Annotated in this window: 21 protein-coding genes; 1 reads left to right on the forward strand and 20 read right to left on the reverse strand. The window is 36.3% G+C overall.

Annotated elements, in window-relative coordinates:
• Window positions 1-160: 160 nt before the first annotated feature.
• The 8 genes from IGJ17_RS08615 to IGJ17_RS08650 form a co-directional block, all read right to left on the reverse strand.
• On the reverse strand, window positions 161-1,042 hold the full coding sequence (locus IGJ17_RS08615) for a LysR family transcriptional regulator (protein WP_429961246.1): 882 nt from the start codon (window positions 1,040-1,042) through the stop codon (window positions 161-163).
• Window positions 1,043-1,307: 265 nt separating this feature from the next.
• Window positions 1,308-2,603, reverse strand: a complete 1,296-nt coding sequence (locus tag IGJ17_RS08620) for a polysaccharide lyase family 8 super-sandwich domain-containing protein (RefSeq protein WP_429961247.1) — start codon at window positions 2,601-2,603, stop codon at window positions 1,308-1,310.
• On the reverse strand, window positions 2,600-3,412 hold the full coding sequence (locus IGJ17_RS08625; RefSeq protein WP_016611814.1) for a PTS system mannose/fructose/sorbose family transporter subunit IID: 813 nt from the start codon (window positions 3,410-3,412) through the stop codon (window positions 2,600-2,602). The genes IGJ17_RS08620 and IGJ17_RS08625 overlap by 4 nt, the downstream gene beginning before the upstream one ends.
• Window positions 3,402-4,196 (reverse strand): PTS mannose/fructose/sorbose/N-acetylgalactosamine transporter subunit IIC, encoded by a 795-nt coding sequence (locus IGJ17_RS08630; protein WP_429961248.1) that lies wholly within the window; start codon window positions 4,194-4,196, stop codon window positions 3,402-3,404. The genes IGJ17_RS08625 and IGJ17_RS08630 overlap by 11 nt, the downstream gene beginning before the upstream one ends.
• Window positions 4,197-4,207: 11 nt before the next feature.
• Complete coding sequence (locus tag IGJ17_RS08635) at window positions 4,208-4,705, reverse strand: PTS system mannose/fructose/N-acetylgalactosamine-transporter subunit IIB (protein WP_086372990.1); 498 nt, start codon at window positions 4,703-4,705, stop codon at window positions 4,208-4,210.
• 22 nt (window positions 4,706-4,727) lie between these two features.
• Window positions 4,728-5,915, reverse strand: a complete 1,188-nt coding sequence (locus IGJ17_RS08640) for a glycoside hydrolase family 88 protein (RefSeq protein ID WP_429961249.1) — start codon at window positions 5,913-5,915, stop codon at window positions 4,728-4,730.
• A 156-nt stretch (window positions 5,916-6,071) separates the two neighbouring features.
• Window positions 6,072-6,833, reverse strand: a complete 762-nt coding sequence (locus IGJ17_RS08645) for a GntR family transcriptional regulator (RefSeq protein WP_016611818.1) — start codon at window positions 6,831-6,833, stop codon at window positions 6,072-6,074.
• 287 nt (window positions 6,834-7,120) lie between these two features.
• Entirely contained in the window at window positions 7,121-7,828 is a 708-nt protein-coding gene (locus IGJ17_RS08650) for a flavodoxin (RefSeq protein WP_176256997.1), read from the reverse strand.
• A gap of 345 nt (window positions 7,829-8,173) precedes the next feature.
• On the opposite strand from IGJ17_RS08650, the gene IGJ17_RS08655 reads away from it, so the two are divergent.
• Entirely contained in the window at window positions 8,174-8,710 is a 537-nt protein-coding gene (locus IGJ17_RS08655; protein WP_429961250.1) for a GNAT family N-acetyltransferase, read from the forward strand.
• Window positions 8,711-8,795: 85 nt separating this feature from the next.
• Here IGJ17_RS08655 and IGJ17_RS08660 read toward each other — a convergent pair whose 3' ends face one another.
• From IGJ17_RS08660 to IGJ17_RS08715, 12 genes are all read right to left on the reverse strand, one after another.
• On the reverse strand, window positions 8,796-9,029 hold the full coding sequence (locus tag IGJ17_RS08660) for a hypothetical protein (protein WP_429961251.1): 234 nt from the start codon (window positions 9,027-9,029) through the stop codon (window positions 8,796-8,798).
• A gap of 266 nt (window positions 9,030-9,295) precedes the next feature.
• Window positions 9,296-10,330, reverse strand: coding sequence for an amidase family protein (locus IGJ17_RS08665; protein WP_429961252.1), 1,035 nt, complete (start codon window positions 10,328-10,330; stop codon window positions 9,296-9,298).
• 60 nt (window positions 10,331-10,390) lie between these two features.
• The gene (locus IGJ17_RS08670; protein ID WP_429961253.1) at window positions 10,391-11,605 is read right to left on the reverse strand and encodes a phosphopentomutase; all 1,215 of its coding nucleotides are present in this window, start codon (window positions 11,603-11,605) and stop codon (window positions 10,391-10,393) included.
• Window positions 11,606-11,609: 4 nt separating this feature from the next.
• Window positions 11,610-12,764, reverse strand: coding sequence for a YhfX family PLP-dependent enzyme (locus tag IGJ17_RS08675; protein WP_429961254.1), 1,155 nt, complete (start codon window positions 12,762-12,764; stop codon window positions 11,610-11,612).
• A 1-nt stretch (window position 12,765) separates the two neighbouring features.
• Window positions 12,766-13,119 (reverse strand): PRD domain-containing protein, encoded by a 354-nt coding sequence (locus tag IGJ17_RS08680; protein ID WP_429961255.1) that lies wholly within the window; start codon window positions 13,117-13,119, stop codon window positions 12,766-12,768.
• Window positions 13,120-13,224: 105 nt separating this feature from the next.
• Window positions 13,225-14,148: a GntR family transcriptional regulator YhfZ gene (yhfZ, locus tag IGJ17_RS08685; protein WP_429961256.1), complete on the reverse strand. Its 924-nt coding sequence runs from the start codon at window positions 14,146-14,148 to the stop codon at window positions 13,225-13,227.
• Window positions 14,149-14,152: 4 nt separating this feature from the next.
• The gene (locus IGJ17_RS08690) at window positions 14,153-15,256 is read right to left on the reverse strand and encodes an aminotransferase class V-fold PLP-dependent enzyme (protein ID WP_429961257.1); all 1,104 of its coding nucleotides are present in this window, start codon (window positions 15,254-15,256) and stop codon (window positions 14,153-14,155) included.
• A 10-nt stretch (window positions 15,257-15,266) separates the two neighbouring features.
• Window positions 15,267-16,139, reverse strand: a complete 873-nt coding sequence (locus IGJ17_RS08695) for a phosphotriesterase family protein (RefSeq protein ID WP_429961258.1) — start codon at window positions 16,137-16,139, stop codon at window positions 15,267-15,269.
• A gap of 13 nt (window positions 16,140-16,152) precedes the next feature.
• The gene (locus tag IGJ17_RS08700) at window positions 16,153-17,469 is read right to left on the reverse strand and encodes a YhfT family protein (protein WP_429961259.1); all 1,317 of its coding nucleotides are present in this window, start codon (window positions 17,467-17,469) and stop codon (window positions 16,153-16,155) included.
• Between the two features lie 24 nt (window positions 17,470-17,493).
• Window positions 17,494-17,856 carry a DUF2620 domain-containing protein gene (locus IGJ17_RS08705; RefSeq protein WP_429961260.1) on the reverse strand — a complete coding sequence of 121 codons (363 nt, stop codon included), beginning with the start codon at window positions 17,854-17,856 and terminating at the stop codon, window positions 17,494-17,496.
• Window positions 17,857-18,100: 244 nt separating this feature from the next.
• The gene (locus IGJ17_RS08710) at window positions 18,101-19,897 is read right to left on the reverse strand and encodes a histidine kinase (protein ID WP_429961261.1); all 1,797 of its coding nucleotides are present in this window, start codon (window positions 19,895-19,897) and stop codon (window positions 18,101-18,103) included.
• 67 nt (window positions 19,898-19,964) lie between these two features.
• Window positions 19,965-22,103, reverse strand: a complete 2,139-nt coding sequence (locus IGJ17_RS08715; RefSeq protein ID WP_429961262.1) for a glycosyl hydrolase 115 family protein — start codon at window positions 22,101-22,103, stop codon at window positions 19,965-19,967.
• Window positions 22,104-22,216: the final 113 nt, after the last annotated feature.

The raw sequence follows: 22,216 nt of genomic DNA on the forward strand, positions 1-22,216 counted from the left end.
TCACCTCCTTGGTTTCTCTTCTTGGTATATTTAATAGTAAGGCAAAGCGGAGCCGTTGAATAATGCTTTCTATAAAAAGTCCCTATGCTTACGAAGCATAGGGAGAGGTGGAAGCCAAAAGAAGCGGATCACTCCACTTCTTTTGGCTTTTAGGATGCAATTATTCAAAAGCGTCACGAAAGCGGGCAATGAACGCCGTCACAACCGGCGACATCACACGATTTCTTTTCCACACCAAGACACAGCTGGTTTCGATTTGAGGGACTAAAGGCAAAAATTTGATCGTTTCATCCCTCCGTTCTCCGACAGCTCCGCTGATGGTCAACGCCGAACCAACATGGTTTTCTACTAAGGAAAAGACATTGAAAATCAAGTTATATGTTCCAACGATCGGTAATTCTTCTATTGGTATTTTTGACCATTGACTGAACATTTGCTGCACCTCCGGACGCCTTGAAAGTAGCAATGGCACCCCTTTGATATCTGCTGGTGTGATCTCCTCTTTATGGGCGAGAAAAGAATCAGCCGATGTCAACATGCCCCAAGTTTCTTTTCTTGGTAGAACGACTTTTTCGTATTTCTCGATTTCGATGGGTTCGATCAAAATCGCCAAATCCAATAAGCCTTTCTCTAAACGCTCGTTGATATCATCTCCTGTGCCACTGTGAATATGAAAGCGGACATCTGGATAGTCACTGATAAATTCTTCCAACATCAAGGAAAGCGTGTCGGAATTATCTGCTTCCACACAGCCAATTGTGAAATGACCACTAAACAACTGTTTCTTACGATCTTCAAACTCTTGCATGGTTTGATCCGTTAGACTCAATATCTCCTCGGCACGGCTTTTTAAAAAACGACCTGCTTCCGTTAAGAGCATTGTACGATTATCACGAATGAAAAGAGCCGTTCCTAATTCATCTTCTAATTCTTTTAATTGACGGCTCAATGTCGGTTGGGTGATGTGGAGCACTTCTGCAGCTTGAGAAATTGTCCCTTCCTCTGCAATCGTGAAGAAATATTTTAATAAACGAAATTCCACTAAATCGCCTCCTCTTTTTTGCAACATTTTAACTCTTAGCAATGAAAAGAATCATCCTACTTCTTGGTCTATTCATTTTTAATAATAACAAAGAATCGCTAATTCAGCGAATCATGCTAAAAAAGCGGAGAAGACTGTAGAATTTTAAGAAGATCGTTTTATGGAATGACATGAGAAAATTGTTCGCACATTAATAATAGAGGGACAAAAAGACTTGCCCCACTATTATGATAGCCAATCAAGTTAAGCTATTATTTGGTTTTCTTTACTTTTTGTTAAATAGAATCTGGCTATTTTGACCATTTGAACCTGTTGGATCAATTTCGATTTCCCAGTAATCGAGACCATCTAAAGAAGTGATTTTTTTCGCTGAAATATTACTATCTGCTTCTTTAATACGATAACCATCGTCTTTTAGATGAATCAAATCCTTTTGAGCACGCTTCATTGTAGGATCTGAATGTGAAAGTATAATCGTTTCATCGCTGTCCACTCGTGTAAGTGCCATTGGGGTTTGAAATTTCATATCAAGGATTTCGACTTCGGTTTCATTATAGACATTAATACCAATTACATTATTTGACTGTACTGCATGAATGTTTTTATCATTGCGCAATATTTTAGCGGGTTCAATTTTTTCGAATTCAGTTCTGTCCCTATTAGGATAGATAGCATAGTTGTACTCATCTTCTTGATGGATATGCGTTTTCCACATTGTAAAGTAGCTTCTCGTAATCGGGTCAATGCTCCCTGATCCATTGATCCGATTCCAACTATCTGTACGTTCTTCAATCATCAAAGTTAAATCTTGAGGGTTGATAAATTTATATCCGATAGATTGTTGCGGATCAGAAGCCTCCAAATAAACACTTTCAACATTAGAAAAGCTTTGTTGTCCATTTGATAAATCAATCTGTTCATTATTCACAAATAATCTGTAATCAATCGTCTCATTTAGCTTTCGGTTCTCTATAACTGTTTCAATGATACGGTCATTTTGAAAGTTTATATTACTTCCAATAGCAACAAGCTCGTCACCAAGGATGAACCATGACTTTTGAGCTGTCAACGTTCTTTCATAATTGATAAAATCCATGACAAAACTACCATAACGATCATCAACGGTGGAACCTCCCACGAAGTCTGTTTCCGCTACACTATAACCGCTTTGATCAAGTCGAATTTGCTTATCCACAGTAATACCTGGCAATCTATAGGGATCAACTGTCGCCCAAAAGTCTTGATTAAATTGATTTAGATCATCATTATATAGATAAAGCATTCCATCGCCCGTATGCCATCCTTGAAGGTTTTCATTATTCATTGTTTCGTATCGTTTGATTCTACTAGAGGACATACTTAACCCAAAACTAAAATCAAAATCTTTATTAAAATAGGTCATTCGATCCATATTCGCAAAATTTGTAAGTTTTGTTGTGTAAGGACTATCGGAGGCTATATCAGGATTAGATAATATTGTTTTTGCTAGTGCAATATCTCTAAAGCTTGATAAACTATTTAAGTAGTCAAAATTCGCACTATTTGCTTCTATAAAAGTCATCCAAGGATACCTGACAGCGACCCTAAAATACCCAAAACAAACAATAAAATGAGCAGCTTGTAAACATTCCAATTCTTCTTTTTAATTAGATAATAAACCATAATCGTAACTAATCCAGGCAAGAGCCGAGGCAAAATTTGATCAAAAACAGTTTGGAGCGCTACTACTTGTTGTTCGCCATCAATAGTTGTTGCGTACTCGATCGCCATTTCAGCTTTTACGAAGCTCACCGCTAAACCAGAGATAACTGTGACTCCTACAATATTCGCTGCCCGAGAGATTTGGTTGATTTTTTGGCTGAGCATTTCAATCGCACTTGTGCCCATTCGATAACCTAGCCAGCCTAAAAGACACTTAAGAAACAGATTAAAGCCAATCATACAAACCAAAAACATGATTGGACTAGCAGTAATACCCGCAATCGCCATGCTAGCAAAAATCGTTGAAAATAACGGTGCTACACCAAATTGAGATATTGCATCCCCAATTCCTGCCAAAGGACCCATTAATGCCATTTTTATACTTCTAATTTTTGATACATCTTCCCCGTGATCAAGCATTGCTAATTGTAAGCTAGTAACAAAGGGAACTGTTTGAGGATTGACATTATAAAATTCCAAGTTATCAATAGTGGCTTTTTTCAATGCTTCCTGATCATCTTTGTAGATCTTTTTTAATCCCGGAAAAATAATATTTGCATAACCCGTTCCTTGATACGTGTTATAGTTGAAGCCATTTTGGAGGAAATATGAGCGCATAGTTGCTATAAAATAATCGTTTTTCGTTAGTTTTTGTTCTTTAGATTCCATCTTCTTTGATTCCTCCTTGTTGAGCGAAAGTCATTGAAAGTTCTTGTCTTTTTTCTTGATTATAGTAATCGATCATTGCAAATACTGCTCCTACTAATGCAATCGCCATAACAGGTAAATCTAAATACGCAATACAAATGTAGCCTAAGATCACGTAAGGAATAACGTCTTTGGAAACCATGACCGATAGAATCATCGCAAAACCGATTGCGGGTAGTAAGCCTCCAGCAACAGTCAGTGCTTGAACCAATTCATTCGGAATCATTTCGACAAATTTTCTAAGAGGCTCCATACTTAAAGCAGAAAGTAATGCAATAAAGAATCCCACAAAGAAAAAACTAATGAAAGTTGTATGTGCAAACCATTTAAAGCGTTTGAAACGGCCATTTTCTACCGAAACTCTTGCAGCTTCGGATGAACCAGCACATACTGTATAAATGAGTGTCTGGCAAATTTGAAATAATACTGCAAATGGATAAGATAATGCCAAGGCACTTTCAGGTGTGACCCCTTTATCTTTTAAAGTTATCGCCATTATGGTCCCCACCACTCCTGGACCTAAAGGATTAGACGGAACCGTTCCCCCAGCGCCAACGCCAAATCCCATAAAAGCAAGTTCACCAATGGCACCCATCATTAATCCAGTCTGAACATCACCAAGAATCAACCCTACAAAAAAGGAAAGGACAATGCAACGATTTGTAAAAATGCCTAGCAATAGACCCGAATAACAAACGCCTGCCATAAGTGCCAGTAAAAAAGCTTGCATAATTGATATATTCATTTTATTATCTCCTATTCTTTTTCAAGATGAGACATGAGTTGTTTCAATGAATCAACGTCTGGAGCCATCGGTGAGGTACGAGTATCAAACTTGATGTGGAATGTATTCTTTAATTCTTTTAACGCTCTTTTATCTTCTTCACCGATAAAAATATAGTTGGATATTTTCGTTTTTCCTACTGCATTGTGAATGTTCCCCACATTGATTTGCTTAATCGGTACACCACCTTTGACAAGTACTAATGCATCCTGCGGATTAGCCACAACGATAAAAATCATTTGCTTAGGCGAGGCTTTATGAATGATTTCGCATGTTTGTTGAATCGTGAAAAAGCGCATGCTCACATTTTGTGCCACCGCTTTCATCAATTGTTGTTGAAATGGATCATTTGCGGCTTGATCGTTAGCTACGATACATAAGTTGACACCCAATGATTTGATCCACATTTGACCTTGACCATGTATCAAGCGTTCATCAATTCGTGTCATTTTAATATTTGGTTGTGCCATTTGATTCCCTCCTTTAGTCTTTTTACCAAAATAATTGCCAGTTTTTTTTATGTCTTACCAGTGCTTCCATATAGAAGTAATCTCCCCAGATATTCCCTTCATTCACACCCTTTCCGGAATGCCAGGAATAGACCCCTTCATTGATGAGCGCTACAGCCCCTGTGCCCTTTTTTTCTGTGTAACGGTTTATTAAATTTCTTAGCATAACTTGTTGGATATTGTGATACATTTCTTTCATAGGATGGTTGTCCGCTAGATATTTTTCCATTTCATTCATACCACAAAGGGTTATTGCACTAGCAGAAGTATCCCGAGGTTGGTCAGATCCCTCTTCAAAAATCAAATCCCAAAAACAGATTAAATCACTAGGCAAACGATTTAAAAAGTAATTCGTTACAGCTTCATAAAGCTTTATATTTTCCTCCTTTCTACAATAATGCTGATTTAATGCTATTCCATAAATCAACCAGCTTTGACCGCGTGCCCAACTGGAGTCGTCAGAAAATCCTTGCTTCGTTTTACCATATAGGGGCTGACCTGTTGTGGGATCGAAATAATAAGTATGGAATGCTGAAGCATTTTCTCGAATCGCATATTTAATGGTGGTCTTATAATGTTTCTCTGCCACAGCTTTATAGATATCGTCACCTGTCTCCTCATATGACCAATGCAATAATGGTAGATTTAAGAGACAGTCAACAATTAAACGATATTCATTAGAGTCATCCAAATCTCCCCAAGCTTGTATAAATTTCCCTTTATTTTGAAATCGCTCAACGAGTTTGTCAGCTGCGCTAATGGAAAGTTCTCTAGCTTGGGAATTGCCTGTGATTTTGTAAAAACTGACACACGAAAGAGTATAAAGGAAACCTAGATCATGATGATTGATTTCTATATTTTGAGACAATCTTCTGGAAAAGCTTTCTATATGCTTTTCTGCTAAATCCTTATACTTATTTTCCTTGGTAATATCATATGCAATCCATAAAATGCCTGTCCAAAAAGCCGTCGTCCATTCTGTGTTATCAATAACTTGGTAATTTTGGTTTTTAGTGGCAGGTGCAGGAAATTTCTCTCCAAATATAGCCATATTTTGATCAATTTTTTGTAAACACTCGTTAATCGCTTGATCAATTTCTTTCGTACTTAATTCTGATACTTCTAGTTTTTGATAATTCTCCTTTAAAGGTTCAATTCTTTTCAAAAGCATGTTTTTCCTCCATTCACAACTTATAGCGTTAACGTGTTATCTGATTGCAGTATATAATATTCTTGTTTGCTACGCAAGCGTTTTCAAGATTATTTATTTTAATGGAATAAAAAAAGCATATAACGCAGCTATATGCTTTTGAAATATAGATGTTAACTAATTAATAATATCAATACTATAGTAATCAGGATGAATAAATGCCTGGTCATATTCAATAGCATTTTCAAAACGATCATAAACAATTCGATTCCTCACAAACAAAGCTGCTGGTCGATTATTCTTAAAATAGCTTTTCATTATTTTCTGATCTTTCTCTGATAAACTATCTATGATCGATTCAAAGTCAGATACAGAGATTGTCATTTTCTCTGATTCTGGTATTTGGTTTAAATCTTCTAGTACTTTAGTAAATGACAGCCCCTTTTTCAGCTGAGCGATTGGAATATCTGTCGGTCCACTGATATGTGCATATCTAAATTGAAGTTTCCACGGCTTATTATTAATAAATGCAACTTGACTTAGTTTTAAAAACGGTACTTTTGTCTCTTCAAACGAAGGAGCATGTAAAATCTTTGCTATATCTGAATTCGTTATTTGTTGAATGAGATCTACCGCTTCCACGACAGTCTTTTCAGATATTGGTTCTTTTTTATCATTAGTCAAGGGGCGTGTATTTTCACTAAAGAAAACACGTTTATTTAGAATGTTTTTTCGTACAAATGTTCCTTCGCCTTGTCTCCGAATGAGATAACCTTGTGCAACCAGATCATTCATCACTTTGATGACGGTTGTATTACTTACCCCATATTTTGCTTTCAAGTCTCCCTCTGAATAGATACGGTCCCCCGGTTTAAATTTACCAGCTTCAATATCTCGAAGAATATCTTGTTTGATTTTTTCATATTTTAATACAGCCACTTTTAGTCCCCCTAAAACAATCTTTATGTACGCAATTTTAGCTAAATGGAATAATATTTAATTTACCTAAATTAAGACAGCAATTGATTAAAAATTTTTATTGAATCGACGAGTATTATAGCTGAAAATAAGATTCTTTGCTTTTACGCTAAATCATTAGATTAATCATATCATATATCTCAAATAGACGTCTAACAGTCTCATAGAAAAATAAAACAAAGAAGAAGCCTTTAACAAGGCTCCCTCTATAATTAAAGATATTCTTTTATTCTTTATTGATGCTTTTTCTATAATCCCAAATGATTTAGCCACTCTAATACTTCTGGTTCAGCATCTTCAACACTTCCCGCTCTAGCTGCAAACCCTTCGAGAAACTGGTAATCTGGATACAATGTTCGAAGTTCGTTTCGACTATTGGTCAATCCACTTCCACCGTGGGTTGCAAAGGGAATGATTTGTTTATCAGCAAGATCATAGGCTTCAAGAAATGTTAAAACAGCTCGCGGTGCACGGTTCCACCAAACAGGAAAGCCGATAAAAATAACATCAAAATCAGACATCTGTGCAACGTCAGCCATCAACATTGGTCGAGCATCTTCTTCCACCTCTCTAGTAGCAAAAGCTGTATGTTCATCGTAAACGTTAGGGTAACCTACTTCTGTTTGAATCGAAAATAACTCACCTCCTGTCTGTTCAGCGATCATCTCTGCTATGACTTGAACATCTCCTATTAAAGTGTTATCGATCACATTAAAACTACTTCCAGAAACTGCTTCGACTGCGGGCTCTTGCTCCAAGTTTTCAGGTCGTGTAAAGTAGGCAATTAAAATGTCATCCGTGCTATCAATCAAAGAGATTTCTTCATTTTCTTGTGCTACTAAGTCACGATTGCTTGTTTCACCTGAATTAGTGTCTAATTCTTCATTCGTTGGATCACTGCTGCATCCTGCAAGAAAGATCATAGCCAGATAAAGTCCTTTTGTCCATTTTCTCATCGTATTGCTCCTTTCATCTTCCATAAGTAATGGTAGTTTCAGTATATTTCTTGAAGTGGACTTTAAGGCAAGACACTCAGATAAAATTTGTCTTAATTTTTACACCTTTCTCACAACTCCCTCACAAAAAGTCATTCCTGCAAAAGCACTCAAAAAGACGTAAACAATAATTTGTTGACGACTTTTCCATTTATCTTCCGATTTTCCTCAAATATGTGGCGAAAAAGTCAATGCGTTTATGGTAAAAAACGTTAGACAAGCAAAAATAAAATAGAAGCGCGTAAGACGGATTTTAAAAGGATCATTATATGATAAACTATTCCTAAATAGTATAGGAGTGATTGAATGAACGTTTTTTTCAGACCACCAAAAGAAGATGATATTGATCAAATCATGCAGATTGAAAATGCAGGATTTACAGCGGATGAAGCAGCATCCAAAACAGCGATGATGGATCGAATACGTATACTAAGTGACAGTTTTATTGTTGCTATAAATGAGACGGATTGTCCGATCGGCTACGTTGTTGGGCCCATTATTTCTAAACGTTATCTCTCTGACGATCTTTTTGAAAGTACTCGTCCTAATCAGCCTTTTGGTGGCTACCAAAGTATTCTTAGCTTAGCTGTCGCTCCTGGTTATAGAAACTGCCAGATTGGTAGTAAACTACTGTCAGTTCTTGAACAACAATGTCGTCTTCAAAATAGAAAAGGAATCACCTTAACTTGTTTAGAATCATTGATTCCATATTACAAAAAGCATGGCTATCAACTAGAAGGACTGTCAGAATCACAACATGCAGGTGTTGCTTGGTATAATATGGTACTAGAGTTGGACGATACGCCTAATGAACGCCAAATAAAGGAGCCTACTTTCCAGTAAGCTCCATACATTACCTTGAATAAGTTTCCGAAATTCAGTGCTTTATCTCAATTTCCACATAATATCAAATAGCAAAAGTAAAGGATCAATGACCAATACTTTTTCCCTTCGCATAAATCTCCTGATATTTTTCCATCAATGTTTTTTTAGGATCATTGTATTCAAACATAACGCCATCTTTCAGAAATAAGATCTGCTGAGAGATCTCCTCCAAATTATACAAAATATGAGAAGAAACCATGATCGCTTTTCCTTCTGCAGCCAGCTGCTGCAAAATAGTCGAAACCAATAAAACATTGGTGGGATCTAGCCCGTTCATCTCTTCATCCATGAACATATATGACGATATAGGTCAAGGTGTTCAAAACCGGTAAATTCGTCAAATAATTCATTCTGATCTGGCGATAAAGAGACGTTTTCTATAATCCGACTTTTCTTCTCAAGTGATAAAAATTTTTAACCTTTACGTTTTATGAGGAATCCGTCAACACTTTTTAAACGAAAAACCCAAAGACAAAGAAATGTCGATGGTTTGATAAATGTTATTGACTAGAACTCGTTGAGAAAACACCAGCGAAAGCTCTTTTATAAATTATATCCTTCGTCAAAATAAGAATGATGATCGAGAAAATAATTCTTCAGCAATCTATCTTCTTTGGCGATAAGTTTTTTTGCTAAATGAAACATTTGTTGCTCAATTCCTGATTGAGGCTTTCCGATTATTAAGTACCCAGTAGCTAGACTTGTAGTTGGAACGATCAACCCGATAGCATTACACATATTGACAACTCTAATAAATCCTTTTTTACCAGCAATTTGATTTTCTCGCGTCTGATCATCAAAATGTCCGATGAGTGTTTCACCAATACCGTAAATGTCAATTGGTCCTTCCTTCGAAATAATTATATCTACATCTAAAAACAATCGTTCTAATTCATCAATTAATTTTTTACGACTTTCTTGATACTTATAGGAAAAATCCTTCGTAATTATTTTCATAGTCTCCATGTCTACTGATAAAAGATCCTTATTTATTTCTGATTCTACAGCAACAATTACTGTCTTTTCTTGGTCCTTATGATCAGTAAAGATTTGTGCTAATTGCTTTATGAGATCTATCTCACGACTAATAAGTCCGATGGATGGTGTGAAGGATATGCCATCTGTTGAAGATTTTACCATTTTTTCTAAACTGAGCATTTTCTTTCCCACTTCCGGGTGGATATAACCAACTAAGTTTAAAGCTGCTGCTGGAGCTAAAACTGAACCACCTCCGTCCGTGCCGATTCCAACATCATTAATACCTAAAAAAACGTTCACAGCTGTTCCACTCGATGAACCAGTCATTACACCACCAGTAATTGGATTTTTTAAATCTATATCTATCCCTCTTCCTTTATGACTTGCTTTGTCAATCGTGTGAAGATGGAAGCCATTTTTCTCCAAAAAATCTATAAAGAAAGATGTGAAAATTATAGAATCTTTCAGTCCAATATAATATCCAGAAGAGGAACTGATTTTCTCTATGCAATTGGGAAATACTTTAATGACGGAGTTGTAAAAATTTGCCATTGCTAAACTTGTTCGCTTGGAATACTCTTGAACTTTATTCTGCTCCATGTTATAAACTCCTTAAAAGGCTCGATTTTGGTTTTACTACCATTAATCGAGCCATTACATTTAATTAATAAATAATTCTGGCAAAAATGACTGACCATTTTGAGGAGGCGAAACGTTAAAGTAATCTGCTACAGTTGCGCCAACATCTGCAAGGGTTTGTCTGTTTCCTAAATATTTATTATTGATACCTGGACTATAAAGCAATAAGGGAACCTTTTCTCGAGTGTGATTGCTGTGCCCTATTGTGGGATCGTTCCCATGGTCTGCCATAACAATTAGGATATCCCCCCTTTTTAAGGATGGAAGCAATTCTTTGATTCGTTTATCACTAATTTCTAAACGATCAGAATAACGATTTACATCTTCCGCATGACCAGCCAAATCAGTTTCTTGAATATTCAACGCAAAAAAACCATGATCAAGCGTTTTCACTTCATTGATCAAATCATCAAAAAGACGATTTGTATCAACTCCTGGAAATAAGCGTTTACTATCCGTCTGGATAATATCAGCGACTTTGCCCAAAAAAGAAACTGGGATATTTGCATGATCTAAGATTGTGGGAGTTTGAACATTTTTATTAATACCATATCCAAGATGAACGACTTGATAACCAGTATTATATACGCCAGATTGTGGAGCATCTACTCCTGCAATTTCTCCATTCCTTGTTTTTCTTGCTCCGAGTAAGTCTTTTAATGTTATGTTTTCACCACCAAAAGTAATGACTCTAGAAACCTCAACCACTTCCCTTACAACATGCCCAATTTTTGCCAAGTCATTAAAGGAAATCAAATCCAGACAAGCGGAAACATTATAAACTTGTCCATAATCTGTTTCCAAGTTATCACCGACCGTTGCAAGTTCATCTACAACTAAAATCTGTGTCCCGCTTTCCCCCACTCTTCGAACTTGATGACCATACTTTATCAGATTAGCTTCGACTTCATCGATTTTTTGATTGAATGGTTGAATCAATGGAATCTTAGGTGTTGTGCCCATAATTTCTTGATGTCCTAAGAATGAGTCGGCTCCATAGTGTGCTAGATCAGCTGTGCCATAATTTGCTGTCGGTGAAAATTTATGATTTTTTATCTCAAAACCAAGAGCATTCATCAAACCTAAGCTTTCCAACGTTGGTATATTAATTGACGGATTGGAGGCAATGATATGTGCAGCAGTGTTGCTTCCTAGATCTCTAGGTCGAACCTCCTTAACATCATCCATTGCGCCAACGCCAAAACTATCTAAAACGATAACAACAAATTTCCCCATTTTTTCACCTTCTAACTATATTTCCAAGGCTATCATATATACCTTCGACTTTTGGCGAGCCACTTTGAATACCTGAAACAACTGCTACATCACTTCTAGTAACAAAAATTTGTGTTCGAAATGCAGCGATAACGGTAGCTCCCACAGGGTGGGTGGATTCTGTTGAAAGATAATAATCAATATTTTCATTGCTAAAAGGTCGAACTCGGTCTTTTTTAACTGATTCCGAACTTACAATCAGTGCCGAGTCAAGATGTCCACGTCGATAATATCCACCACCATAAAAATAAGCATGATTATCTAAGTTATGCGATATTTCGCTCACATAAACCATAGCTGGATGTTCCGGTAACATCATCTTTGAATGTAATGGTGTAGTTCCAGTAAGTGCATGTCCTGGTTCGCCTTGTGTTCCCCCAATTTTTTTAATGAAAGGAATAGTTTCGTGACAAGTTGCTGACGGAATATTCACTTCTTTTATTACGATCCCTAACTCTTCAAAAATTTTTTTCGCATGCTGGATCGTTTTCACATTATTGGTAGGTAATAACTTCGATTCGCCATCAAATAAGAAACAAGGAAAAGAGGTCACACCTTCAATGGTTACATGGTCTGTTTGTCTGACCAATTCAACAATTGAAGATAACTCGTTTAAATGAAATCCACCAAATTGCCCCTCGTAAATCTGATCATCAGATTCAATGATTTTTACTAGAATCTTTTGTTTTATAGTAAGCTCTTCAGCCGCTTGAATGATTTGTTGTAACGCCTCCAAAGAATAAACCGTGATATAATCAGTTCCGTAATTCATGATTCTAGTTAAAAGATTCCGTGGTATTTGAACTAAATGACCCACATTTCCTAATGGTAGATTTTGTTCCATAAGAATCAATGCTTCTTTATAATCCACGACCACCGCTTTTTTGATTCCCGAATCATGTATCTTTTGTGCAACTAATGGGTTGCGACCAAATTGCTTGGTCATATAAAACAAGTTTATTCCATGTGTCTTGGCATCTTCTGCTAAGCTTGTAGCATTTTTTTCAATCATATCAAGGTCCAAGACATAGGTATCTGGAAGTATTTTTCCTTCTTTATGGAGAGAGATTGCAGCGTCAACCAATTTTTGATTTCTTTGGATGGTAACATTCAAAAACATGTTATTCCTCCCTCAACATATTGATGATATGAAGATAAAAGTAATCAAGCTCAGCTTCAGCAAATTGCTTTCCTTTTGTCATTCTTTGAAGATCCTGCCATAATTCTTTCGAGTGAAGAAATTTTGGATCAGATTGGATTTCCTGACTGATAAAAGATTCGAGGTCATTTATCGTCTCATTTTGCTTTCGTCGTTGGTCTGCCATCGCTAGATGAGTCAAAAAGACATCCGCTTTTTTATCATTATCAATAATTTTTAGCTGTAATAAATAATCTAATACGCGCAAAACATACTCATAAGTATTTTCATCGATTACTTTTGAATTTAGTAATATTGCTAATTTTTCTCTAATCATCTAATCCCCCTATTTCACTCAAAACACAAAAACATATTCTATCAAGCAATGGATAAGAAACTAGGTTTCCTGATTGCCTGCCCTGGTATAAAACTATAAATGAAATCAATACTGAGGAATTAAACGCCCTTCACAAACCTCTTTTTGAATAGTAAGAATTTTTTCTTTATCTACGCTTTTTTGGAAGAATGCTTTCATAGACGTTTCTTCCGTATGGGTAATGATAACGGAAGTACTCATTTCTTGCTCCATTTCACTTCCTTCTAATGGAACAGCATAGAGCCCTTGATGGTTTTTATCTCTAATTTCATCAAAATTCCAGATCCCAGCATCAATACTACCATTTTGTAAAGAAGATACGATTTGATGCCCTTGCATTTCAACAAATTCAACTTGTGTCTCATTAACGACTGCTTTCGTTAATAATTGTTGGTCAATTGAACTATAGTCAATAGCAATCTTCATCCCTTTTTCAATTGACTTTTTTTTCTTGTCCCTAAATAGCAACACATGCTCACTAAGATAAGTATGTTGTCCAAAGTCCAATGTGATTTCAACCGGTTCTCCATTTTTTATTGCTTGATTTGCCGCAAATTTTGAAACAATTGCAAAACGATACGTTTTATTCAAGATCGATCGAACACGCTCTTTTGATCCTCGAATATATGCAAGATTTAATTTAATTTTATTTTGTTTGAAGGCTTCATATATTCCTGTTGCTAATCCCTCATATAGACGTGAATATGGTAAGGTCATTGTACCGAGAATCGTATCTGATAACGCATATTCTTGCAAAATATTATAATTAATTTCTTCTATAAATGTACCCATATGACCGTGACTTTTAACTTTTATTGCATCAATCTCTTTTAAAAAACTCCAAGCATTTTGAACAGTCCCTCTGGCTACTTTATATTTCTGTTGATATTCCGTAACACTTTGAACTCGATCGCCCTTTTTCTTTTGTAAAAGATCTGATGCTAAGTAGTTAACAATGATTCCTTTTTTCTTTAAAAATTCTTCTCCCATAGACTCACACCTCTTTTTCAACAACATCCATTGCCTGTTTTAAAATCCGCATGATCGTGTCTGCACCTGATCGATTGGGATTTATACGAATCATGAATTGTTCAGCATCTGGATCAGCTGCTCTAAATGTGCCAGAAACCCGATAGACAAGTGGAGAGAACTCATATTTTGATTCTGCTCCTACTGGATTGGGCAAGGCACCAAAACTTGTAGCTTGTTCAATGACTTTTTTTGCAATTGGCTTTTTTAATTTGACGACAATTACCTTCGACTGAGCATTGATTAGAAATGCTTTTTCAATCCCTCCAATTTCTTGTTGATTGATTCGACCACAAACCTCTTCACTTACTTTTGCTGATATAGCCAATGAGACCGGTGCATAGATCAACCCTTTTAAAACGTCTATTGCTTCATGACCTTGAACTTGCCCTCCACCAGAATAGTTGTCATTCTTCAGGCGTTGAATCGCTTTTTTCTCACCAACAATACAACCAATACCTTCAGGACCAAGCAATTTGAACGTAGAAAAACAAGATAGATTGGCACCGAATTCGGAACCTAACCCCTTAGTTTTTAGAGCCGAATAATTGTCATCAGTAATGATCTGGATAGTTTTATCAAACGATCGGATAAAAGCAATCAATGATTTTAAATCATAGGAATCATCAAATTTTTGTCTTGTTACTTGAATCAATATTCCGTCTACTTTATTATTCAAAAGTTTTTCTTTGACTTCCTCGAGATGATTATAATCAGCAAAAATTGTTTTTAATCCTAACATCTCAATCGATACTTTTGACGTAGGATAGATTGGTGCATCATGAACCATTAAAGTTTTGTTAGTTCCTATAAGAGAATATAATGCTAACCTGATGGCATTCGTACCAGAACCGCGTACAAGCATCGCAGCCTCAGCATTAAAAAAATCTGCCAAAACCTTTTCAACTTTTTGAGTAGTCCTCGGCTGATTTAACCCTTTTACAACACCAAGATCCCCTCGTGTTAGACTTTCTTCACCTGAGAAGTTTCTGGTTATAGCATCTACAAAGCGAAACTGCATTTGAGTCGCTTCTTCTATCGACAAACTTTCTAAAGGGAATGTCTCCATAATTTCGCTCCTAATTCATAAATATTCTTGGATTATCTCGTAGCATTTTATCGATAAAATTCTCAGATAAACCATTTTCAAGTGCAAGTGGAACAAATGTATCCAATAAATAAGAATACCCTATTCCACCTCGATATGCTAAATTTGACTTTCGAGTAATATCCATTGAAAGAAATACTTTGTCTTGATAACCACGTTTTTCAATCTCTTTTAGCATCTCTATTCTTAGCAGATCTGGTTGATAGTTCTCTTTTCCAATCGTGTCAAATTCTACATATACCCCTTGATCTAACATTCTTAAAATATAATCACTATTACCGGTCAAATCCACGTGTCCAATCACCACTTTATTTAAATCAGCCCCATGCTCTTTAAAAAAGTTTACTTGTTCATGGCCAAAGGTTCCCAATGTTGTGTGAGTCGATATAGGAGCATTACAATGTTTTTGAGTGAGGACAGCAGCGATAAATATTTTTCTTTCTCGTTCAGTCATATGATTTTTACTTGTCCCTATTTCACCGATAAGTTGTGCTTTGATACTGGTTTCCGCAATTCCATTTTCTATCTCATTTACCATAAAATCAGTCAACTCTTCAATCGTAGCTGACGTCACAAATTCGGGTAAAAATTTATCTTGGTAAAATCCTGTTGCTTGGACAATATTGATTTTAGATAGCTCAGATACTTGCTGAACATATTCGGGATTTCTTCTCATGTCCATATTTGTCAGGTCTACTATATTACGAACTCCCTTAGAATACAATTTTTTGTATTCTGAAACAGTCTCATCAAAACAATTTAAGTTCGTATCATCATCTTTCTTCAAACGTGAAAGATCGATCGTAGTATGTTCGTGCATATAAGTTATACCGTCTAACAACATCACTTCAATCCTCCTAGTTTGCAACTATTGGTGCGAATAATCCCAATAAATACAAAATGTTGACAATAACGCCTAAACTGATTGCAGCAATAGGACCCACGGCTAATTCTACGACTGGTTTTTTCGCTTTTCTATTCAAAAGCATCAAACCGATGACCCAGAAAAAACCTATTCCTGGTGCAATTTGCTCAGATGCCATCGCTCCCCCAATTAAAAGAGCAACTTCTAATACTTTGTTCATAGCTGTACGAATATGTTCACCCATTTCGCGTATGCCTGGAAATTTGTCAAGGGCTTTTGCCATTAAGGTCAACAATTGTACTTCAACAAACATTAGCAGTGCGCCCACTAGAAAAGCAACAAGAGGATTACCATTCAATAAGATTCCTGCGACAAATACAAAAGTCGTGCCAGCTGGGCTATACACACCTGTAACGATTGCAGTTGAAAAAACTAATGGAATGAAGCCTATTCCGCGAGCAAAAGCAGCTAATGCAGCTTCACTCATTTTTCCTTCTGAAAGCAAATTTAATGAAATAGGATCACCTGCAATAATCATCAAACTTGTTGATGCCGCCACTAAGCCCCCTGTAACGGATAACCATAACCAGTTCTTCTTAATACGATTCACACGCTCTAAAAATACACTTACAAGGCTCTCATTTGAGTTACTACCATCGCTTTTCACTTGAATGGCATAAACAATCATGAAGAGCATCCCAACAAGTAGGGACATTCCTTCTGCACTAAGTGTTAATGTTGCGCCATTTCCTAAATCAAATGTACCAAAACGTTTCACAACAAACAATGTTAAAAGCGTAGCGGTGAATGAAACCGCACCTTTTTTGAATCCATGTTGACTAGCGATTGCAATCGCTGGAAAAATACTAAAACCAATAACTACAGGAGCACCTACTTGCGAAAGTGAGTCCATAAAGTTCACCGGCATCATTGCAAAGAGATCAACAACCGCTTGGAGCCCAATAACTAATCCAACACCATAAATAGCTCCTACACTAGCAGAAACAATAACTCCGATTTTGCCTTCCGGTGCCCAAGATCCGATAATATCTGTCATTAATAATACACTATGGACTAATAGAATAGATGCACCTATTGAAACAGGAATGCCAAATCCAATGACTAATCCAAAACTTAAAGCAAAACTTGTCGCTGCAATTTCTTTCTTACCAATTTTTCCTTCTAAAAATTCCGGAATGATTGGCCTTAATCCGTCATTAAAAACAGCGATTCCTTTATTTGCTAACACTGCACAAAGTCCCCCTAAAAGTGCAATAGCAATTAATTCAACAATTTTCGACGATTCCATCTCTTTTCCCCCAAATTATATAATCTATTGTTTTTTTAGTTCGTCCATAATGATAGGTACTACTGCTTCTTTATGCTGAGCGGTAAATCCAAAAGCTTTTTTACCTGCACTGACATGTTCTCTTATTTCAGATTCCGGCATCACTTTTCCAGGCATAGAAACAGTTACACAGTTATCATGGCCTAATAAAGCTAATGCCATTGCCAGAGCACCCCCACCACCAGTATTACATGCCCCGATGTAGTAGTCAGCTTGTTTATTTTTGACTGCCATCGCAGCATCTAAATCACTTTTGATAACAATCTCGAACTGATCCTCACCAAACGTTTCGACTAATGCTTTCACCTCGTCCTTATCGATTTGACCGCCGATAACTATTTTTTTCATCACAATTTCCTCCTTATGAATGTACAATTTTTTGTATATTGATAAATAATCAATAATTACAAATTGATTGTAACCGGAGACACAATCAATTGCAAGCCCTTTCTAAAAATCAATTGAATGAAAGTTTGTTTTCACTCTGCCCTTTCTTAAAACTGTATTTATTCCTAACTTAAAAATTTTTTATGAAAATCCTACTTCTCTTAGCGTATACTCACCCCAAGAAAAGTAGGTTTCTTTGATCCTCTTAGTCACCTATTCCTATATTCCTACCCTCGAATTCCTTGGGCAGTAAAATAGTGACTATTGTGTTGTCGTAGGCCTTAGAATGAATGCTGAGAGATGCTTTTTTTCCGTAAACAAGTTGAATTCTTGAACGAATATTTTCAAGCCCTAAACCAGTCGAATGGTTTGTAGAATCTTTGCTTTTTTCAAATCCCGGGCCATCATCACTCACAGCTATTATTATGGTTGTTTCTTGGACAACAATTTTTAAAAGAATAGTGACAGGGCGATCAACTTTTTCTACACCATATTTCACGGCATTTTCTATGAGAGGCTGTATGATTAGTTTTGGCACTCGAACCCGAAAGGCATCATCTCGGATATCGCTTTTGAAAATCAATCTGGTATCGAAACGGTTAGATTGGATATTAAGGTATGCTTGGATTACTTCCATTTCCTCTCGTAAAGACCAAAAAGAGTCCCCACTATCCAATTTATTTCGAAAGAGAAACGCTAAGGAAGTGACCATCTCAGAAATTTCTGTTTCGCCTTTGCCTAAAGCCATCCAATTGATCGAATTCAGTGTATTGTAAAGAAAATGTGGATCTAACTGAGCCTGAAGAAATTTGTATTCCATTTCCTTAGTTAATAGCTTTGACTGATAATCGTTGATCACTAGTTCTTCGATTTGATGGATCAATTTATTAAAGCTCGCATATAAAACACCGATTTCATCAGAACGAATTGGACCGCTAGTTGACTGAGAAATAGTTTTTAAATCATTTAAATCTGCTTCCCCGTTGAATTTTTTCATTTGCTTTGCTAGACGATTAATAGGATCAATCAGATTTTGTAAGTAGCGTTTCCCAAAATAAATACTGATACTAAATACAAAAATGATTGTAATAATAATAAAAATTTCAGCTTTGACTAATTGTTCAACGAGCAAATGGTTTAGAATAAAGTAATAAAATGTAATTTCATTTTGACCTATTCTAGCATTAGCAGACATGATAAAGAATTTGTTCCCATTGATTTTTCCAATTTCATATTTATTCTCACGCCTCGCCTGCCCCTCCTTGGTTTGAATAAAAGGCAGAAAGCTCTCCTGTCCGTCCCAATTTGTTGAGGAAATCGACTTGCCATTGATTAAAACAAAGAAGTCTTCTCTTGAAAAGACAGGTGACTCTTTTAGAAAGTTTTGAATAAACATTGTATTAACAGAAATGACCACTGTCCCGATTGGCGCCATCTTTGAGCTTCCCCGAGTACTAAAAATTGTTTGAACAAACACCGATTCTTTTAGTTCTTTATCGAAATACCACGAGCCACTGTTAGCAGTTCTAGGACTCTCTTCTACGATTGATAGCAGACTTTTTCCGTCAAAAAAATTCTGATCATGAGAAGTAGTACCCGAAATTCGTTCATTTTTATTATTTAGAAGTTCAATTGATTTCACATTAGGTTTATCAGCGATTATCCAATTCAATTCTTTGAGGGCTTTTCGTTGAAGACTTGATAAGTCGTAAAGGGCTAACTCACTATTGATTGACTCTTCCAGAGCATTCTGTATTGTGGCGTTACGATGAATTTCGGTGGGAATGTTTGCAATCGTATTTAATTCATTTTCTACATTCATTGATAAAATCGAGAGTTTTTCCTGATTATTATTATAAATTTCAGTGGATAACATCTTAATAAAAAATAAACCGATAAAAAGGAGTAATAAAGTCACCACTAAAAATAAAACATAAAAAAGAATGCTTAATTTAGTTTGGTAAGAAAGATCATGGTAATATTTACGCCATTTTTTTATCATGTACTATCCTCAGCTGTTTTATAAGTAAGAAATCTTGAAAAGCTAACGCATAAGTCTATTAGAAAAATTAATTTCGCACATCTCGCAAACCTGCTCTGATTTTTCTTGCCAAGTTTTCATCCGTCAACGCTTTTTTTGTATTTGAAAGCAACATAACTCTTGATTCAGTGGAGTCCATAATATATTTCCTCTCCCACTGGTCTTGATCTGGACCATCGCCAATGATGCGAATGTAAGACAACAGACTTTTAATCATCTCTTTTGTCAATTTTAGGTTGGTATAGCCATCGTTTTCATAAAAATCATACCATGTATCACTTGGAATTTCTTTCAGTATTTGAATTAGTTGATGGATTTCTTCTAACGCATCGAAAACTTTTACAAATACAAAAACCATTTCTTCCCGATCAATCATCTGATAAGCGTCTAACAAACGGAGCAGTGCTTTTAATGTTTTGCATTGAACGGCTACTGAGAGGTAAATATCATTAAAAAAGCGAGCATTTTCCGGATTTTTATCCTGAAGGGATAATGTAATCTGCTGGCATCTCAGCAATAGATTCTCCCAGGCTACTATCTTTTCTCCTACCATAGAGAAAATTTCTGTGACTTGCTCCTTGATTTTCCGATCACCCGTCAACCATTCTAACCTCGGAATTTTTGTTTCTTGCTTGAGCCAGGATTGAATAATTTTTCGAATCAAATAACAGGCAAACTCATCCCCAGCGGTTTGATCCTCATATGTTCCATAGCGGATAACCGCTTCAAAGTAAGCTTCGTAGACAGCTTGGATCTCTTCTTGCTGATTTTGATAGTATTGTGTTACATGCTCTAAAATTATCTCTTGATTGGTTCGTAACTGATAATCTGCTCGCCAGAAATTCGCTATTTCTTGTAAGAACAAAATATGCGGTTTTATGTTACCTGTATTAACTAAGACAAACTTATCCATCTTGACTTCTCTAACCGCCATTAACTCTCTAGAAACAAATTCTGGGCTATTAGGCAAGATCGTCAAGAAATTAGATGCTTGTAAATCATGAAAGGCAACGTGATAATAGATTCCTCTTGATTGATTTGGTTTTGGTGTGTTTGTTAACACCTCATCTCGTGGATCGTGATTCCCTTGTCTACGAGAAACCATTTTGCCATAACCATTATCCGCCCAAATCTCAATCACATCATCTGGAAGCTCAAGTAAGCCAAGATTAAATAATTCCGTCATCTCCCCATAAATGTTCATCGAGCATACTGCATGAGGATCGACTTCTTTAACCATATGATATTGTAGATGGACGATTTCGTTGATCACTGCTGCTTTTTCCGCTGCAGACCACTGACGATCAAGATCTTCTGACCAAAAAGGACAATCCCCTTGTCCACGAAAACCGAGTGTGTAAATAACCTTGGTACCTTTTTGCTCGTGTAAGGCTTTTTTCCATAATTCCTGAAACAACACAAAATGTTCCTCGTATGAAGCCTTCAAACTGGGATACCTTCTAGCAAACATCTCAGCGCCTAGTGGCTCGGCATGATGATGTGTATAGATCAACCCCATCGCTTGCGCACTTTCTCGATGTCTATGACTGTTCTTATCTGTTCCAGGGATGATGACATTTCCGCCTAAACGTAACAATGTTTCATAAATACGTTCCCATACATATTCATTTGAACCATTATCTTCCCATTGATCCAGCAGCAACTCATCATTAACGAACCAGCCCCGATAGTCCGTTGCAAAATCAGGCAATGTTAAGTCAAAACCTGTCCATTCAATAAATGGCTTTTTTATTGGGGGAATCTCCATGAAATACCAAAAGGGTTGAACACCTAAAATTTTATGAGAGATTTCAAGAACCCCATACATTAATCCTAACGGTGTTTCAGCACACACTTTTACTTTATCTGGCGATACGAAAAGTATATGAAAAGCATCCGTTTCATTTTTTTCATCAAGTAAAACCAATTCAATTTCATTTGCCTTCTTTGTGTCTGCCACAACGGTTAAAATGTCACGCTGCAATATCTCGCAAGCATGCCCAATCACTTCATTTTCCAGCTGTTTTGACGTGACAGAAGTATTTTTAGAAATGAAAAATGTTGTTTCCATGTAATCACCCGTTTCATCTATATAGTTTATTATTTTATCTTCAATAAAGAACTTTCTACTATGTTGTAAAAGGCAATCGAATTGCTTATCAGCCATAAATCTCTCGTCACTATTTTCTGCAAAGATATTTTCAAATGGTCTAAACGTTTTGTTAACTGTTTACTTTGATACCGCTCATAAATTTAGAATAAGCGAAAAGCTTGTCTAAA

This window comes from Enterococcus sp. DIV1096b (assembly GCF_050498765.1).
Lineage (GTDB): Bacteria > Bacillota > Bacilli > Lactobacillales > Enterococcaceae > Enterococcus_D > Enterococcus_D entomosocium.

Coding starts and splice junctions, on each gene's coding strand:
- IGJ17_RS08670 (WP_429961253.1), bottom strand. CDS start 11,605: ATGGGGAAATTTGTTGTTATCGTTTTAGATAGTTTTGGCGTTGGCGCA.
- IGJ17_RS08650 (WP_176256997.1), bottom strand. CDS start 7,828: ATGAGAAAATGGACAAAAGGACTTTATCTGGCTATGATCTTTCTTGCA.
- yhfZ (WP_429961256.1), bottom strand. CDS start 14,148: ATGGGAGAAGAATTTTTAAAGAAAAAAGGAATCATTGTTAACTACTTA.
- IGJ17_RS08665 (WP_429961252.1), bottom strand. CDS start 10,330: ATGGAGCAGAATAAAGTTCAAGAGTATTCCAAGCGAACAAGTTTAGCA.
- IGJ17_RS08695 (WP_429961258.1), bottom strand. CDS start 16,139: ATGTTGTTAGACGGTATAACTTATATGCACGAACATACTACGATCGAT.
- IGJ17_RS08700 (WP_429961259.1), bottom strand. CDS start 17,469: ATGGAATCGTCGAAAATTGTTGAATTAATTGCTATTGCACTTTTAGGG.
- IGJ17_RS08715 (WP_429961262.1), bottom strand. CDS start 22,103: ATGGCTGATAAGCAATTCGATTGCCTTTTACAACATAGTAGAAAGTTC.
- IGJ17_RS08625 (WP_016611814.1), bottom strand. CDS start 3,412: ATGGAATCTAAAGAACAAAAACTAACGAAAAACGATTATTTTATAGCA.
- IGJ17_RS08710 (WP_429961261.1), bottom strand. CDS start 19,897: ATGATAAAAAAATGGCGTAAATATTACCATGATCTTTCTTACCAAACT.
- IGJ17_RS08680 (WP_429961255.1), bottom strand. CDS start 13,119: ATGATTAGAGAAAAATTAGCAATATTACTAAATTCAAAAGTAATCGAT.
- IGJ17_RS08640 (WP_429961249.1), bottom strand. CDS start 5,915: ATGCTTTTGAAAAGAATTGAACCTTTAAAGGAGAATTATCAAAAACTA.
- IGJ17_RS08630 (WP_429961248.1), bottom strand. CDS start 4,196: ATGAATATATCAATTATGCAAGCTTTTTTACTGGCACTTATGGCAGGC.
- IGJ17_RS08635 (WP_086372990.1), bottom strand. CDS start 4,705: ATGGCACAACCAAATATTAAAATGACACGAATTGATGAACGCTTGATA.
- IGJ17_RS08705 (WP_429961260.1), bottom strand. CDS start 17,856: ATGAAAAAAATAGTTATCGGCGGTCAAATCGATAAGGACGAGGTGAAA.
- IGJ17_RS08655 (WP_429961250.1), top strand. CDS start 8,174: ATGAACGTTTTTTTCAGACCACCAAAAGAAGATGATATTGATCAAATC.
- IGJ17_RS08690 (WP_429961257.1), bottom strand. CDS start 15,256: ATGGAGACATTCCCTTTAGAAAGTTTGTCGATAGAAGAAGCGACTCAA.
- IGJ17_RS08675 (WP_429961254.1), bottom strand. CDS start 12,764: ATGTTTTTGAATGTTACCATCCAAAGAAATCAAAAATTGGTTGACGCT.
- IGJ17_RS08620 (WP_429961247.1), bottom strand. CDS start 2,603: ATGACTTTTATAGAAGCAAATAGTGCGAATTTTGACTACTTAAATAGT.
- IGJ17_RS08660 (WP_429961251.1), bottom strand. CDS start 9,029: ATGAACGGGCTAGATCCCACCAATGTTTTATTGGTTTCGACTATTTTG.